This window comes from Phaeacidiphilus oryzae TH49, assembly GCF_000744815.1.
GTDB classification, from domain to species: domain Bacteria; phylum Actinomycetota; class Actinomycetes; order Streptomycetales; family Streptomycetaceae; genus Phaeacidiphilus; species Phaeacidiphilus oryzae.
On sequence record NZ_JQMQ01000005.1, the window covers coordinates 811,687 to 827,144 of the forward strand.

The 15,458-nt window shown below is 71.1% G+C and carries 7 protein-coding genes; 5 read left to right on the forward strand and 2 right to left on the reverse strand.

Features of this window, described 5'->3' with window-relative positions:
* Positions 1–6: 6 nt before the first annotated feature.
* Positions 7–8,805 (reverse strand): DNRLRE domain-containing protein, encoded by an 8,799-nt coding sequence (locus BS73_RS08020; RefSeq protein ID WP_084703896.1) that lies wholly within the window; start codon positions 8,803–8,805, stop codon positions 7–9.
* A 260-nt stretch (positions 8,806–9,065) separates the two neighbouring features.
* Here BS73_RS08020 and BS73_RS08025 point away from each other — a divergent pair, with 260 nt between their 5' ends.
* Genes BS73_RS08025 through BS73_RS38675 form a run of 3 tightly spaced genes read left to right on the forward strand, consistent with a single transcriptional unit; the run spans position 9,066 to position 10,988 of the window.
* Positions 9,066–9,527: a hypothetical protein gene (locus BS73_RS08025; RefSeq protein ID WP_037570641.1), complete on the forward strand. Its 462-nt coding sequence runs from the start codon at positions 9,066–9,068 to the stop codon at positions 9,525–9,527.
* Positions 9,520–10,131, forward strand: coding sequence for an RNA polymerase sigma factor (locus BS73_RS37135; RefSeq protein ID WP_051939686.1), 612 nt, complete (start codon positions 9,520–9,522; stop codon positions 10,129–10,131). Before BS73_RS08025 ends, BS73_RS37135 begins: the two co-directional genes overlap by 8 nt.
* Positions 10,128–10,988, forward strand: coding sequence for a hypothetical protein (locus BS73_RS38675; RefSeq protein WP_037570643.1), 861 nt, complete (start codon positions 10,128–10,130; stop codon positions 10,986–10,988). The genes BS73_RS37135 and BS73_RS38675 overlap by 4 nt, the downstream gene beginning before the upstream one ends.
* 128 nt (positions 10,989–11,116) lie before the next feature.
* Here the strand turns inward: BS73_RS38675 and BS73_RS08040 are convergent, their stop codons facing one another.
* Positions 11,117–13,351 (reverse strand): MDR family MFS transporter, encoded by a 2,235-nt coding sequence (locus tag BS73_RS08040; RefSeq protein WP_084703897.1) that lies wholly within the window; start codon positions 13,349–13,351, stop codon positions 11,117–11,119.
* A 126-nt stretch (positions 13,352–13,477) separates the two neighbouring features.
* Between BS73_RS08040 and BS73_RS08045 the strand changes: the two genes are divergently transcribed.
* Complete coding sequence (locus tag BS73_RS08045) at positions 13,478–14,698, forward strand: carbohydrate kinase family protein (protein ID WP_063836937.1); 1,221 nt, start codon at positions 13,478–13,480, stop codon at positions 14,696–14,698.
* A gap of 112 nt (positions 14,699–14,810) precedes the next feature.
* A complete protein-coding gene (locus BS73_RS08050) occupies positions 14,811–15,413 on the forward strand; it encodes a DoxX family protein (RefSeq protein WP_037570646.1) in 603 nt (200 codons plus the stop codon).
* The last annotated feature ends 45 nt before the right edge of the window (positions 15,414–15,458 follow it).

A 15,458-nucleotide genomic window follows, 5' to 3' on the forward strand; every position in this document is an offset into this window, starting at 1 on the left:
GGACCTCTATGGCCAGGAGATGCCCAAGCCACTGACGTCGATCTCGGGATCGCGGCGGTTCAGCAGCGTCGCCCCGAAGTCCTTCCAGCCTTCCATTACCGTCTGCTCCACCCGCCGGGCGGTAACAGAGGTCACTCCCCTGGGCAGCGTCATCCAGGTGACGTTGGCGATGTCGGACTCGCCGAACCCGGCCGCGGTGAGCGCATGGCCCGGCTTTATCGAAGCCGCGACCCGGCCGCGGATGCTCGTGGTGGACATCCCCACGTACTTGGACCCGTTGTTCATGTGGATCGTGTACACGCCCGGACTGTCCGGTACACCGAACGTCGCGGCCGGGCAGTTGTGCACCAGGACCGACGTGGCTCCGGCCGCGACGTAGAAGTCGTGAACCGCCGGGACGGTGAGGTCCCACATGTCGCCGTCGGAGACCTTCGGGGCGTCGCCGCCCACGACGATGACGAGCGAGCCGTCGGGGCTGGTGAGCAGGTCTCCGGGGCGCAGGTGGGAGGCCTCGACCCAGCTGTGCCTGGTCCGGTCGAAGAACAGGTGGTGGGCAGTGGTGTGGATCACCGTGCCGCCGCCTGCCGAGGCCGTACGGACGGTCAGGTCGTACAGGTCGGTGTCATGGTGGACCAGTACGTGGGACAGGGGCGTGCTCTCGGTCCTGCCGGTCCGCGTATCGGTGGCCACGACCCTGTCGCCCGGCTTCAACTGGCTGATCGCCACCCGCTTGCCGCCGGTGAGCAGGACCGGCGTGTCGGCGGTGAAGCTCTCGCCGCCGCAGCCGACCCCCTGCGCCTCGCTCTCCGCGACCTGCTCGCCCTCGTTCTCCGCCGCGGCGCTCGCCGCCTGCTCGCGCTCTGCCGCGGCCCGGGCCTCCGCCGCGCGCTGCTCCGCGGCCTTCGCCTCCTCCGCCGCCTTGGCTTGCGCCTTCGCCTCGTTCGCCGCCGCCGTGGTGGTGTCCGCCGCTGCCGCGTCGCCCGCCTTGGTGGCGGTCTTGGCGGCCTCGCCGGCGTCGACCGCGTCCTTCACGTCGTTCGCGGCGTGGTCGATGTTCTTGGCCGCCTCCACGGCCTCGATGCCCTCGTCCGCGTACTTCGCGCCCTTGATGGCGTAGCGGGCGCCCAGCGCCGCGTCGCCGACCACCGGGATCGCTCCGGCGAAGGAGAGGCCCGCGTCCAGGTAGTCGCCGTCGGCCGCGTACCAGGCGCCGTTGGCCACGTCCGCGACCGCGCCGACGACCGGGACCATGCCCACCGCGTCGAGGGCGGCGTGTCCGAGGTCGGAGAGCCAGCCGTGGCCGTCCAGCTCGATGTTGGAGAGCGGGTTGCCGGCGCCGAAGGCGTACGGGTTGCCGCTGTACGGGTCGGAGACCAGGCCCATGTCGGAGAGGGCGCCGTTGTACATGTCCCGGGAGAGGAAGCGGTTCAGCCCCGGGTCGTAGGTGCGGAAGCCCATGTTGTAGTCGCCGGTGTTGCCGTCCACGGCCTGGGCGTTGAACCGGTACTCGTTGTACGGACCGGAGGCCGAGGTGCTGGAGCCGGGCTTGTCGGCCCCGGTGTCCTGGGCCGAGCTGTCGGCGCCGTAGGCGGTGTAGCCGTAGGTCGACTTGGTGTCGCCGTTGGCGTCGGTGACCGCCTGGACGTCGGAGTGGGAGTCGTAGCTGTAGTAGGTCGGCTCCTCGGTGCCGTCCGACTTGTGGACCACCTGGGCGATCCGCTCACCCCAGGGCGAGTAGTCGTAGGACTTGGTGACCTTGCCACCCACCTGCTCGTCGACGACCGCGCTGGACATCGCCAGGTAGTCGTAGACCGTGGTCTGCGCCGAGGTCCCGCCGGCGTTGTCCGTCTCGGAGACCTTGCGGTCGAACGGGTCGTAGGTGAAGTCGGTGGTGGTGAAGGCCGATCCGGACTTCTTCTGCTCCGAGGCGATGTGGTCGAACCCGTCGTAGCTGTACCGCTCGACCACGCTGCCCGCGGTGCTGACGGTGTCCATCCGGCCGAAGGGGTCGTAGTCGTACGCCGAGGTGATCCCGGCGACCACGGTGGACTGCAGCCGGTTGCGGTCGTAGTTCGAGGTCGTCGTCGTGCCGTGGACGGTCTGCGAGACGACGTTGCCGTTCTGGTCGTAGGTGTAGGACTCGTTGCCGCTGTTGTCGGAGTTGGTCACCGACTGGACCTGGTCCTGCGGCGTGTAGGCGGTGTCCTTGGTGTCCGTCAGGTACGCCGAGTGGTTGTCGGCGTTCTGGGTGGTGGAGGCGTCCTCGGTCTGGTTGCCGTTGGGGTCGTAGGTGTAGGTGTGCTCGGCGACCTTGGTGCTGCCGTCGGACTTGGTCTCCAGCTGGTGCTGGAGCGAACCGTCCAGGAAGTAGCTGGAGTCGACCACGTTCCCGTTCGGCTTGGTCTCGGTGGCGACCTGGCCGGAGGGGGTCCAGGTGAAGGAGGTGGTCTTCGGCGACGGGTCGCTGCCGGACTCCTTGTTCACCACCTGGGTGAGGAGGTTGCGCACGTCGTACTGGAAGGAGTCGACCTCCTGGTCGTGGGTGCGCGAGGTGGTGTTGCCGTCCGCGTCGTAGTTGAACGAGGTGGTGTGGACGGCGCTGCCGGACTTGTTCTCCTTGAGCGTCGTCAGCTGGCCGGCCTGGTCGTAGCTGGCCGCGTAGTCGTCGACCCGGGCGTTCGGCGAGTTGTCGGCCAGGTCGGTGAGCTGGCCGTCGGGGTCGTAGGAGTAGGTGAAGGAGACGGGCTTGGGCTGGGTGTCACCGGAGTTGTCGCGGACCAGCTTCACCGCGTCCGCGGTCACCGCGCCGCCGGAGTTCTCGGCGAGCGAGATGCTCTGGCCGGTGCCGTCCTGGGTGAAGGCGTAGGAGCCCAGGGAGACCCAGGTGCCGGTGTTCTTGGTCTGGTCGACGGTGACCTTGCTGCTGCCGCTGCTCCCGGTGACGGTGTAGGAGGCGCCGGTGGCGGCGCCGCTGACGCTCGGGTAGTCGACGAAGACCTGGTAGGTGCCGTCCTCGGGGATGTTCAGGTTCCAGGTGAAGCTGTCGGAGCCGGAACCGGCCGAGTGGGTCAGGTAGTCGTAGCCCTGGTAGCCGGTGCCGCTGCCGGAGGAGGCCCAACTGCCGGTCGCCGAGACGTTCTGCGCGTCGGAGTCGTCGACCAGGGCGACCTGGAGGCCGACCGGGACGCCGTTGTCGGTGCGGGTCTCGATCTTGCCGTCGGGGTAGTAGCCCCAGCCCTGGGTGCGCGAGGAGGAGCCGCCGGCCGAGGTGATGGTCCGGGCGGTCTGCTGGCCGTCGGCGTTGTAGTCGTACGAGGTGGTGATGGACCACGGGTCGGTGGTCGCCTTGGTCCAGCCGTTGTCCCAGTAGCTGAAGGTGGTGTCGTTGCGGACCGACTGGCCCTGCGAGGGCGGGGCGCTGACCTTGCTCATCCGGCCGGCCGCGTCGTAGGAGTAGTCGGTCTCCGGCGCGGTCTTGTAGGTCGGGTCGTTCGGGTTGTACGCCCCGAACACCTTGGAGGTGCGGTTGTCCGCGTCGTACTGGGTGGTCGTGGTGTACGCGCCGGCGACGCCCGAGGCGACACCCCGCGGGGTGATCACCGAGGTCTCGTTGCCGACCTGGTCGTAGGTGTACTCCGTGGTGTCGTACGCGATGGTGCCGTTGGACGACGAGTGGGGGTTCTGGACCTTGGTGGTCTGCCCGTTCTGGTCGTAGGAGTAGAGGGTTGCGTTGCCGTTCTCGTCGGTGGTCGAGGTCTGCAGGCCGTCCACGTCGTACGAGGTGGACTTGTAGTGGCCGGCCGCGTCGGTGACCTTCACGGCACGGTGGTCCAGGTCGTACTCGTACTTGCTGGTGTAGCCGCTGGTGTTGTACTTCAGCGGGTCGATGACCTCGGAGACGTTGCCCACGTCGTCGTACTGGGTCGTGGTGACGTGGTTGTTCGGGTCGGTGACCGTGGTCGGCTCGCCGTCCGCGTCGTAGCCGTAGTTCGTGGTGTACGAGCCGGCGGCGGCCCCGGGGACGTTGCCGTTTGGAGCGGTGGAGCTCGACTCGTCGCCCACGTTGTCGTAGGCGTAGGTCGCGGTCCGGATCGGCGAGGTCGAGGTGTCCTGGGGCAGGGTCGTCGAGGTGTTCTCGTCGTTCGCGTCGTAGACCGCGGTGGTCACCGCGCCGTTCGGGGCGGTGGACCTGGTGACGTTGTCGTTGGCGTCGTAGGTGGGCGCCGGGGTGGTGATGTACACCCCGCTCGCCTGGTCCTTGGGCACCTTGCTGGTGGTCGGGCGGCCGAACACGTCGTAGCCGTAGCTGGAGGTGTGGTTCAGCGCGTCGGTGACCGAGACGACGTTGCCGCGGATGTCGTAGGCGGTGGTGGTGGGGTTGGTCAGCGGGTCGGTGGTGGTGTCCGGGTAGCCGGAGGGGTCGTAGCCGGAGTAGGTGGTGGTGTGCTGGTCGGCGTCGGTGACGGAGGTCAGCTCGCCCAGGGCGTCGTAGCCGTAGGCGGTGGTGTAGCCGGAGCCGGCCGCCACGCCGTCCGGGTCCTGGACGCTGGTCAGGTTGCCCTTGCCGTCATAGCCGAACTTCCATTGCCGGCCGCCCGCGCTGGTCTTGCCGGTGAGGTCGGCGACATGCCCGCCGAGCGAGGTCTGGTACGTGTACGTGGTCCCCGCGGTGTTGTTCTGGTTGGCGACCGCGTCCTTGTAGCTCAGTGGATCGCCGGTGTTCGGGTCGTAGGTCCAGGTGGTCTGGGCGCCGTTGTTCTCGATCAGGCTGGTGACGTTGTTGTCGGAGTCCCAGCCGACCGAGATCTTGCGGTTCAGCGGGTCGACGGACTGCAGCAGCCGGCCGTCGGTGTCCAACTGGTAGGTGTAGGCGTGGCTGTTGGCGTCGGTGACCGTGGTCTGCACGGTGGCGTTGGCGATCGCGCCGGGCTCGGTGTACGCGAAGCCGGTGGTCTTGCCGCGGCGGTCGGTGACCGACTGGGTCCACCAGTGCACCTTGGGGTCGGTGACCGGGTCGTAGTACTTCAGGTTCGTGGTGTTGCCGCGCGGGTCGGTGACGCCGACCAGCTTGACGTTCTTCATCCCCTGCGTGGCGTCGTAGGTGAACCTGAAGGTCTTGGCGGCGGTGTTGCCGGCCCCGTCGACCAGCTGCCCGAGGAGGCCGTTGGTGGTGTAGAGGAAGTCCACCACCCGGCCGTCGGCCCCGGTGGGATCGGCGATCCCGGTGATGTCGCTGATCGACTTGACGTGGTCGATGATGTTCGGGTCGGTCAGGTTCGTCCCGGACTGGACCGCTCCGGTGGAGTCGACGTACTGGTAGTCGTCGCCCTTCTGGAAGTAGTCGACCTTGAGGGTCTGCCGGCCCACCGGGTCGGTGATGTAGGTCAGGAACTCCTCCGGCTTGTTCTCCGACTTCCGCGAGGTGTAGGTGAAGTCGGCCTCGTTGCCGTTCTTGTCGACCATCGCGGTCGGGTAGCCCTCGCAGTCGTAGAAGAACTGCGTGCGGTCGGGCTTGGTCATCTCCCAGGCGCGGGCGTTGGTCACCTGCGGCCCGCAGCTGGCCAGTTGCTGCAGATACAGGTGGAGCCCGGCCGGGGCGGTCCAGCTGGAGCTGGTGGAGTCCCAGGTGAAGACGTGGCTGGTGCCGTCACCGTCGGTGAAGGTCACCTCGGTGGGGTTGGGGTTGGGGTGGAAGTCCAGCGGGGTGCCCAGCCGCGTCGGCGTGGACAGCTGCACCGACCAGCCGAAGCCCGTCGTGGAGTCGGTGGTGTCCAGCGAGTTGTAGGACATCCGGGCGAAGGTCGAGAAGCCCCGGGAGGGGTTGGAGAAGGCGTTGTAGTTCCACACCGTGTTGCCCGAGGAGGCGTTGGTGTAGAGCGCCGAACCGGCACCGGTCGCGGTGGTCGTGTACTGGTAGAAGTTCTCCAGGCCGAGCTGGTTGGAGCCGGGCTCCTTCACCCCCACCGCCTGGGCCAGCGAGCCGATGCCCCCGGCCGAGGTGGAGAGGTAGCTGCCGGTGCTGGTGTTCTCCATGTCCCAGGAGAGGGTGTACGCCTCACTGGTGTTGGTGTCCGTCGGCGTCGGCGGGGTGACCGTCGCGTTCACCGTCTGCTGGCTGCCGGGCTGCATGTCCGCGGGCAGGGCGGTCTGCACCTGGTTGCCGCTGCCGGTGACGTCCGTGCCGTCGGGCAGCGTCCAGTGGTACGTCAGCTTCTCGTTCGAGGCCGACCAGGTGGAGGCGGTGGTGTTGTTCAGCGTCACCGGCACCGTGTAGCTGCTGCCCGGCGCCATCTTCTGCGGGGTGGTGGGCGCGTAGTAGGTGTTGCCGGGGGTGGGGTCGAGGTAGGTGACCACCAGGGTCGGCGAGAGGATCGGCTCGGCGGTGTTCGTCCCCGCGAACAGGGTGCGCTCCTGCGGGCTGCTGGAGGACTCGCCGGCCAGCTTCACCTCCAGGCCGTGGTTCGAGCTGGGCGTGTTGACCCAGCCCTGCACGATCGAGGTGGCGTCGAACTCCTGCCGGTTCGGGTCGTTGGTCAGCCCGGAGACGGTGCCGTCGGCGGTGGTGGCGTAGTCGCCGCCCGCGGTGGTCCAGGCGGTGGCCGAGTCGGCGTTCTTCCAGGTGACCTGCGAGCGGGTGAAGCTCCGGGTCAGCGCGTGGAGTTCGTAGACCGCCCCGGAGGTGCCGGTGGTCGTCTGCTCCTGCCACAGCTTCAGATGGGCGTCCATCACGGTGGCGTCGGTCGGGATGGACGAGGGCAGCGCCCCGAAGTCGAAGACGCCGCGGGCGGTGCCGTAGGTGCCGGAGTCGTCACCGACCTCCACCCACTGCTGCGGGCTGCTCGACGTGCCGTCCACCAGGGTGTTGAGCACCGTGCCCGGCTGCGCGGAGGACAGCGTGCCGGCCGCTCCCTGCCGGATCAGCACCGTGGTCAGACCGGCCTTCGGCAGCCGCACCAGCTGGGTGGGCCCGGGGATGACGCTGCCGTTCGCGGTCTTCACCGCGACCATGTAGTAGTACGCGTTGCCGTACGGGTCGCTGGAACTCGTCGGCGTGGGCTGGGCGGTGCTGTCGGTGAACGAGGTGGAGCCGGAGGCGACCGGGGCCACCTCGGTCGAGGCGCTCGGCGTGAAGGTCTGGTACACGCTGCGGTGCACCTGGTACTCGACGATGTCGTTGCCGGCGTTCCCGGTGTTGTTCACATAGGCCGGCCAGGAGAGCTCCGCTCCGGTGGAGTGGATCACGGTCGGCGGGTTCACCGAGACGCCGGGGGCGCCGTAGGTGATCACCAGCTGCGGGGCGTTGACCGCCTCGCCGTTGTAGGCGTAGATGCTGCCCTCGTACCGTGGGCCGCCCTGGACGCCGGTGCTGCCCTCGGTCTTCCCCTGCACCACGAAGCCGTTGTCGGCGGTCGAGCCGTTCAGCCAGGACTGCACCAGCGAGGTGACCGGGTAGGAGTTCCAGACCCCGTAGGTGGACGCCGCCTTGGTGGTGGAGCCGGCCAGCGCGCCGGAGATGCCGCTCGCGTTGTTCCAGGTCGCCGTCGTCGCGTCCCAGGCCGCCGTGGCCTGGTGGGCCTCCAGCGGGACGCTGGTGGTGCAGGTGGTGTGGCACTGGTCGAAGTACAGGTTGAGGTTCGCCGAGGTGATCGTGGTGTTCGCGGGCACCGACGGCAGCGGGAACCTGATCAGGGCGCGGGAGACCCCGGTGGTGGTGTTGCCCACCGAGAGCCGCCAGCTGGTGTCGTAGTTGGTGGACGCCCCGTCGGAGGAGATCATCACGTTCGACGCGGTCGAGGGCGTGGGCGCGTCCACGATGGTCGGGTCGATGGTCACCGGGTACTGCCGGGCCTTCGCCGCCAGCCAGCCGGCGTCCGGCCGCTCGGTCACCCGCAGGGTCCCGGTCCTCGCGTTCCAGACCATCGACTGGGCGACCCCGGTCGAGTAGACCTTCCCGTACGGGGAGGAGGCGTCCGCCTTGGCGTCCGACATGTACGGCGCCGGGATGACGAACACCGCCTGGCCGGACTCCCCGCCGTAGAAGGCGATCGAGCCGTCCGGCCGCTGCTTAGGGGTGAGTCCGCCGACCTTGAAGGTGAAGCCGAAGGAGGGGCTCGTTCCGGCCGCGGGGGCCTTCGGCAGGACGATGCTCTCCTTGACGCCGCCCGCGCCCACCCGGTAGTCCAGACCGGCCCCGCCGGGCAGCACGCCGGCATAGCCGACCGTGTCGCCGGAGACCTTGGGGGCCCGCGCTCTGCCGCCGTCCGCGCCCAACTGGACGAAGGCCGAGCCCTCCTCGACCCGGACCAGTGCGGCCGGGTCGGAGGAGAAGTAGGTGTGGAAGGAGTTGCCCTCACTGCCGAGCGAGAAGCCGCCGGGGTGCGAGACCTTGGACACCGTGGTGGAGATGGACTTCCAGGCGCCCTCCTTGTCCCGGTAGTGCACCGGGGCCGCGGAGAGCACCTCCTGGGTCCGCCCGTCCGAGAGCCGGTAGAAGCTGGCGTCGGCGGTCCGGCGGGAGGTCAGCTCGCCGACCCGGTGGGCGTGCGGGTCCACCTTCGGCGCATGGGTGGTCGAGCGGCCGCCGGGCGCCTGCCACTTGAAGGTCGAGTCGGTCAGTTTCGGGGTCTTCCCGGTGCCGAACCAGCCGAACGGGTCGTACCAGGAGCGGTTCCGGTGCGGAGTCGAACTCGCTGACGGCTTCCCGGTGTTCGTATGCGCGGTCGCGGCATGCGCCGCTTGCGGCAACCCGGCGGCCAGCACCGAGGACACCGCCAGCGCGGCGGCAGTTCGTCGCAGGCTGTGCATCACGGGCACCCTTCACTTCGACTGGAACGGCGGGAGCGACAGTCCACTCCCATCACTCCAATCAGCGCAGGAGGCTCCGAATCCGTGACACCCCCGACGGCCGAATCGGCGTGATCCACGTCACAGAGGCCCCCAAGGTTCCCCACAGGCAGCCCTTTTGGGGTTCTCGTTCGCGGTATAAATCGTTCCGCCTGTGATTGCATGTTCATCACAGGAGTGCCACGCGACCCCCAAGTCCCCCGTATGCCCAGGAGGGCGTTTTGACCCGGTTCCCCTCCCGTCGGCCGGACCGCGCCCTCGCTGCGGCGGCCCTCACCCTGAGCCTCGCGGGCGCGTTGACGGCCTGCTCCGGCGGAGACGGTGGGCACGGCTCGCAAGCGGGCCGGGCCGGCGCCGGCCACCGACTGACCCTCACCGTCGAGGGTCATGGCACGGCCGCGCTCAACTGGTCGGCAGCGCACGGCGGCAGCCTCGCGCACGCCGCGCTGCCCTGGCATCTGACGCTGCCCGCCGGACGGTCCGCCGACGCCGTCGACCTCAGCGTGGTCCTGGACGGCAGTGGCGGCCGGGCCACCTGCAGTATCGCCGTGGACGGCCGACGGGTCGTCAGTTCCCTGGCCCAGGGCCGCTTCGGCCGGGCCAACTGCCGGACACCGGGCCTGGGTTCGGGCGCCGGCACGGATTCGGGTTCGGTCTCCGCCGCCGATCAGGCGAATGGCTGACTCCGCCGCTGCCGCCGCCACCCGGCGGCGGGCCGCGGAACTGGAGGCCGCCGTACAGGGCGCCAGAACCGGCGACGAGGACGACTTCCGCGCCCTGTACCGGGAGTTGGGCCCCCGGCTGCTCAACTACGTGCGAAGCATCGTCGGCGAGGCGGACGCCGAGGACGTGGCCGCGGAGACCTGGGCCGCGATCGCCCGCGGGCTGCCCCGCTTCACCGGCGACGCCGACGGCTTCCGCGGCTGGACCACGACCATCGCCCGCAATCGCGCCCGCGACCACCTCCGCCGGCGGCGGCCCGTCCTCCCCATGCCCAACGAGGAACTCCCGGTGGCCACCGCCGTGGACGACACGGCGGTGGAGGCGGTCGACGCCCTCTCCACCGCGGTCGCCCTCCGCCTGATCGCCGGGCTGCCGCCGGACCAGGCACAGGCCGTGCTGCTCCAGGTCGTGGTGGGGCTGGACAGTCCGAGCGCGGCCACCCTGCTGGACAAGAAGGCGGACAACGTGCGCGCCGCCACCCGCAGAGGACTCCGGTCACTGGCTCGCCGCCTCCACCTCGATGTGGCACCATCGTCGAATCCCGTACCTCGGAAGGCCCGATGACCCGCGCTCCCACCGGCCCGCCGGGCCCCTCCGATCCGGAGCCCGGCTCGGCAGCAGACCCGCAGCCCCCCGCCGAGCTGACCCCGGAGGAGGCGGACGCCCTGATCGAGCAGGCCCGTTCGGGCCGGCTGACCGGCCAGGACCCGCTCTCCCAGCTGCTCCGGGCGGCCATCAGCGCCCCCGAGTCGGCACGCGGCGAGGAGGCCGCGGTCGCCGCCTTCCGCGCCGCCCGGCGCGAGCGGCTGCGGGAGCGCCGGCAGTGGTCCCGGATCGTCTCCTGGCTGCGCAACCGCGGCGGCGCCCTGGCCATCGCGCTGCTCGGCCTCGGCGCGCTCGCCGGGGTCGCGGCCGCGGCGGAGCGGCACGGGCTGCCGGTCCGGCTTCCGTTCGCCCACTCCGCCACGCGGCCGTCAGCGCCCGGAGACGCCTCACCGCCGACCTCTCCGGCGCCGCCGCAGCAGGCCACCGACTACACCCTGCGGGAGCCGGCCCCGCCCGCGACCCGGTCGGCCGGACCTCAGGGCAGCAGCCGGGGCCGGACGGCGACCCAGCCGGCCGCGACTCCGGCCGAGCCCGGCGACGACACGGGCAAGGGCAACGGGGAGGGGGAGGGGAACGGCAACGGCAACAGCAAGGGCAGGGCCAACGGCAGCGGTGAAGGCAAAGGCACAGCCAAGGCCCACGCCGCCGCCCACGCCGCGTCCCCCACCACCCCCGCCCGGGCCTCGTCCGCCCACCCCGATGCCGACCCGAAGCCCCCGAAGTCCCCGAAAGCCCGGCCGAGTCGAGTGATTGCGGGCGCCTCGAAGTTCCACGGGCGCCCACTCGCCGATCCGGAGGGCCCCGGTCTGTCCTGAGCGGCTCACCTCCCGGCGCCCCCGGCCGCCAGAACGTCGGCGACCGGGGGCACGGGTACCGCCGCCGAGGCTCCGTGCCGTCCGCTCCCCCGCGCCCGAGGCGGTGGGAACAGACGGATCGCACGAGGTCAACCGCCGGTACCCGCAGGCTGCTTCGGCCGGCCTCCCCCGCCCCGAGGCCGCCCCGGGGCCGCTGCCGGAACCGCCGCCCTCCGCGCCGCCGCGCCACCCGAGCCGCCTCCACCGCGGCGGCCGGCGGGTGCCTCCTCGTCCTGGTCCTCCGCGCCCTCCTCGAAGAGCTTGCGGGCCACCGAGTCCATCGCCTCCCGCAGCTTGGCGCGGTCCTCGGGCCGGTCGAAGTCCCAGTCGGAGAGCCGCTCGTTGAGCCAGTTCCGCCAGGCCGCGACCAGCCGGTCCATCTCCGCCTGGCCGAGGGTGGTGAGGAACAGCTCGCCGCCTTCGTCCTCCACCAGATACCCGTCCGCGGCCACGTCGTTGACCATCGGCCGCAGCACCTCGGACGGCAGCCGGTGGCCCCGGGCCAGGTCCGGGAGGCGGACCGTGTCCCTGGCCCGGCGGAAGACGAACACATGGGTGAGCACCCAGGCCTGACCCATCGTCAGCGCGCTGCCGGACTCGGCCAGCACCTCCCGCTTGACGCTCTGCCCGGACCGGCCGACCAGCCGGCCCACCGCGAGCTCCAGCCGGCGCTCGGAGGTCTTGGAGTCCGGCGCGCCGAACCCGTCGCCCATGTCGGTGGCGCCCGCCCGGGCCGCGTCCCGCAGCGGCACCTCCTTGAGGAACCAGGCCACCACGAAGCCGACCAGCGCGACCGGCACCACCCAGCGGAAGACGAAGTCCACGGTGTCGGCATAGGCGTGGACGATGTGGGTGATCGAGTCGGCCGGCAGCTTGTGCAGCGCGGCCGGGCTGTCGATCACGTTCGGCGGCACCCCGGGCGACTTGGCGAAGGCCTCCCTGAGGTTGGGCTCCAGCTGACTGCTGTACAGCGTGCCGAAGACCGCGGTGCCGAAGGAGCTGCCCAGGGTGCGGAAGAAGGTGACGCCGGAGGTGGCCGCGCCCATCTCCTCGTACGCGACGGTGTTCTGCACGGCGATGGTGAGGACCTGCATGGCAAGGCCGATGCCGACGCCCAGCACGAACATGTAGAAGGACTCCAGGGCGACCCCGGTGTCCGGCCCCATCGTGGACATCAGATAGAGCCCGACCGACATCACCGCGGTGCCCATGATCGGGAACATCCGGTACCGCCCGGTCCGGCTGACCACCGTGCCGGACACCATCGACATCCCCATCAGCCCGACCACCATGGGCAGCGTCCGCACCCCGGACATGGTCGCCGAGACCCCGTCCACGTACTGCAGATAGGTCGGCAGATAGGTCATCGCGCCGAGCATCGCGAAGCCGACGATGAAGGAGAGGATCGAGCAGACCGTGAAGACCGGGTTGGCGAAGAGGTGCATCGGCAGCACCGGCTGCGCGGCCCGGCGCTCGATCACCACGAAGGCCGCCAGCAGCAGCACCGAGCCGACGAAGATGCCGATGATCTCCGGCGATCCCCACGGATAGGTGTTGCCGCCCCAGGACAGGCCGAGCACCAGACCGGCGGCGCCGAGGCCGACGAGGACGATCCCGGCGTAGTCGATGATCGGCCGGATCCTGGCCTTGACCACCGGGATGAACCGTGCCGACATCAGCAGCATGATCACGGCCACCGGCACGTTGACGTAGAAGCACCAGCGCCAGGAGAGGTGGTCGGTGAAGAGCCCGCCGATGGTCGGCCCGATCACCGTGGTCACGCCGAAGACCGCGCCCAGCGCGCCCTGGTACTTGCCGCGTTCGCGAAGCGGGATGACGTCCGCGATCAGCGCCATCGCGGTGACCATCAGACCGCCGCCGCCGATGCCCTGCACCGCCCGGGCCACGATCAGCATGATCATGCCGGTCGAGGCGCCGGCGATGACCGAGCCGCCGACGAAGATGACCGCGCTCAGCTGGAAGATGATCTTCCGTCCGAAGAGGTCGCCGAACTTGCCGACCAGCGCCGTGGAGACCGTCTCGGCCAGCAGATAGGCGGTGACCACCCAGGACATGTGCTCCAGGCCGCCGAGGTCGCCCACGATCGTCGGCAGGGCGGTCGACACGATGGTCTGGTCCAGCGCCGCCAGCAGCATCCCCAGAATGATCGTGACGAAGACCAGGTTCCGGCTTCGGAGGTCGTTCGCCGTCCCCGGCGACCGGCCACCCTCCGGCCCTCCGCGCTCCGACCGGCTGTCCTGCGGCCGGCTGCCCTCCGGCCCGTCTCCGTCCGCCCGCGCCTGCGTGGTGTCACTGCCGCTCATGTGTAGCCAGGCCTCTCTGCCACGAGTGCTCCCCCCACCCTCATCACCCGCGGCGCTTGCCCGCCACCCGGCCGGAGCACTCGTGTGACATGCCGTCAGACGGCTCCGGCGCAGTACGTTTCAGCCATGACGTCCATGCCATGCCACCGCGGGCTGCCCCTCGACCCGCTCGCGGAACTTCGCACCCCGACCGACCCCGAGTTCGACGTCTATCTGACCGGCACCGTCTTTCTGGACATCATCTTCACCGGTCTCGACCGCGCCCCCGTGCGCGGCACCGAGACATGGGCCCGCGGTATGGGATCCAGCCCCGGCGGCATCGCCAACACCGCGACCGCCTTCTCCCGGCTCGGCCTGCGCACCGCGCTGGCCGCGGCCTTCGGCGACGACAAGTACGGCGACTACTGCTGGGAGGCCCTCTCCGAGGACGAGGGGATCGACCTCTCCCGCTCCCGCCGGATCCCCGGCTGGCACACCCCCGTCACGGTCTCGATGGCCTACGAGGGCGAGCGCACCATGGTCACCCACGGCCATCCCGCCCCCCTCGCCTGCGGGGTCGGCGGGCTCGGCGGGGCCGGCGGCGGGGCCGACGAGGTCGGGGCCGGCCAGGGCGGCGTGGCCGGCCAGGCCGAGGCCCCGGGCGAGCCGGGCACCCCAGGCGAGCCGGGCGGGCCGCCGTCCGCCCGCGCCTGTGTCGCCACCTTCACGCCCGGCCAGCGGCAGGACTGGCTGGCCACCGCGCACGCCCGGGGCAGCAGGATCCACGCCGACGTCGGCTGGGACGACACCGGCCGCTGGGACCTCGCGGAACTCCCCGACCTCCAGCACTGCGAGGCCTTCCTGCCGAACGCCGCCGAGGCCATGCACTACACCCGCACCGAGAGCCCGGAGGCGGCTGCCCGCGCCCTCGCCGAACTGGTCCCGGTCGCGGTGGTGACGATGGGCCAGGACGGGGCGGTCGCCGCGGACTCCGGCAGCGGGCAGCTGATCAGGGTGCCCGCGCTCCAGGTGGAGGCGCTCGATCCGACCGGCGCGGGCGACGTCTTCATCGTCGGCTTCACCACGGCCAGCCTGGCCGGCCGGCCGCTGGCCGACGCGGTCGCCTTCGGCTGCCTCACCGCGGCGCTCTCCGTCCAGGAGTTCGGCGGCGCGCTGGCCGCCCCCGGCTGGATCGAGATCGCCGCCTGGTGGCACCACGTGAAGCGGTACGACGACCAGGCGGCCTCGTCCGCGCGGGAGGACACCCTCAGCCGCTACGCCTTTCTGGACGACCTGCTGCCGGCGACCGTCCGCCCGTGGCCGCTGCGCCGGGCGATGCCGACCCTCGGGTTCCGCGCGGAGCGCTGAGACCGCGCCCGCCCCGCCATCCGGCGCAGTCCGAGCGGCGGGGCGCGGGCGGCGGCCCGCAGACTGGCCGGGTACCGCACCGCGAGTCGAACCACCAGGCAGGGAAGCCGCCATGAGCCACCGTCACCGCCATCCCTCGTCCCGCCGCAAGGACCTCGGGCTGCTCGCCCTGCGACTCGGCACCGGAGGAGTGCTCTTCGCGCACGGCGCGCAGAAGCTCTTCGGCTGGTTCGGCGGCGGTGGGCTGGACGCCACCGCCGGCGCCATGGAGCACATGGGCTTCCGCCCCGGCCGGCAGAACGCCATGGTCGCCGGGTTGAGCGAGGCCGGCGGCGGGGCGCTGCTCGCCCTCGGCGCGGCCACCCCCGCGGCCGGCGCCGCAGCCACCGGCGCCATGGCGGCGGCCGTCTCGGTGCACGCCCCGGCGGGCTTCTTCGCCACCTCGGGCGGCTTCGAGTACCCGGCCTTCCTCGGCTTCGTCGCCGCCGGGATCGGCCTGGCCGGGCCCGGCCGGTACTCCTTCGACCACCTCACCTGCCATGTCCTCGACCGGCGGTGGGTGGTCGGCACCGCCTTCCTGGCCAGCGCGGGCGCCGCCTACGCCGTACTCCAGAAGCGCACCGAGAACCTCCGCGCAGAGGCCCTGCGCGCCGAGGACGAGGCGCGTCGCGCCTCCGCCACCGAGGACACCGAGGACAGCCCGCGCGACCTCTGACCCGCGCCCGCGGTATCCGCCTGCGGAGGCAGGCCCGGCAGGCCG

Coding starts and splice junctions, on each gene's coding strand:
- BS73_RS08020 (WP_084703896.1), bottom strand. CDS start 8,805: ATGCACAGCCTGCGACGAACTGCCGCCGCGCTGGCGGTGTCCTCGGTG.
- BS73_RS37135 (WP_051939686.1), top strand. CDS start 9,520: ATGGCTGACTCCGCCGCTGCCGCCGCCACCCGGCGGCGGGCCGCGGAA.
- BS73_RS38675 (WP_037570643.1), top strand. CDS start 10,128: ATGACCCGCGCTCCCACCGGCCCGCCGGGCCCCTCCGATCCGGAGCCC.
- BS73_RS08040 (WP_084703897.1), bottom strand. CDS start 13,351: ATGAGCGGCAGTGACACCACGCAGGCGCGGGCGGACGGAGACGGGCCG.
- BS73_RS08045 (WP_063836937.1), top strand. CDS start 13,478: ATGACGTCCATGCCATGCCACCGCGGGCTGCCCCTCGACCCGCTCGCG.
- BS73_RS08050 (WP_037570646.1), top strand. CDS start 14,811: ATGAGCCACCGTCACCGCCATCCCTCGTCCCGCCGCAAGGACCTCGGG.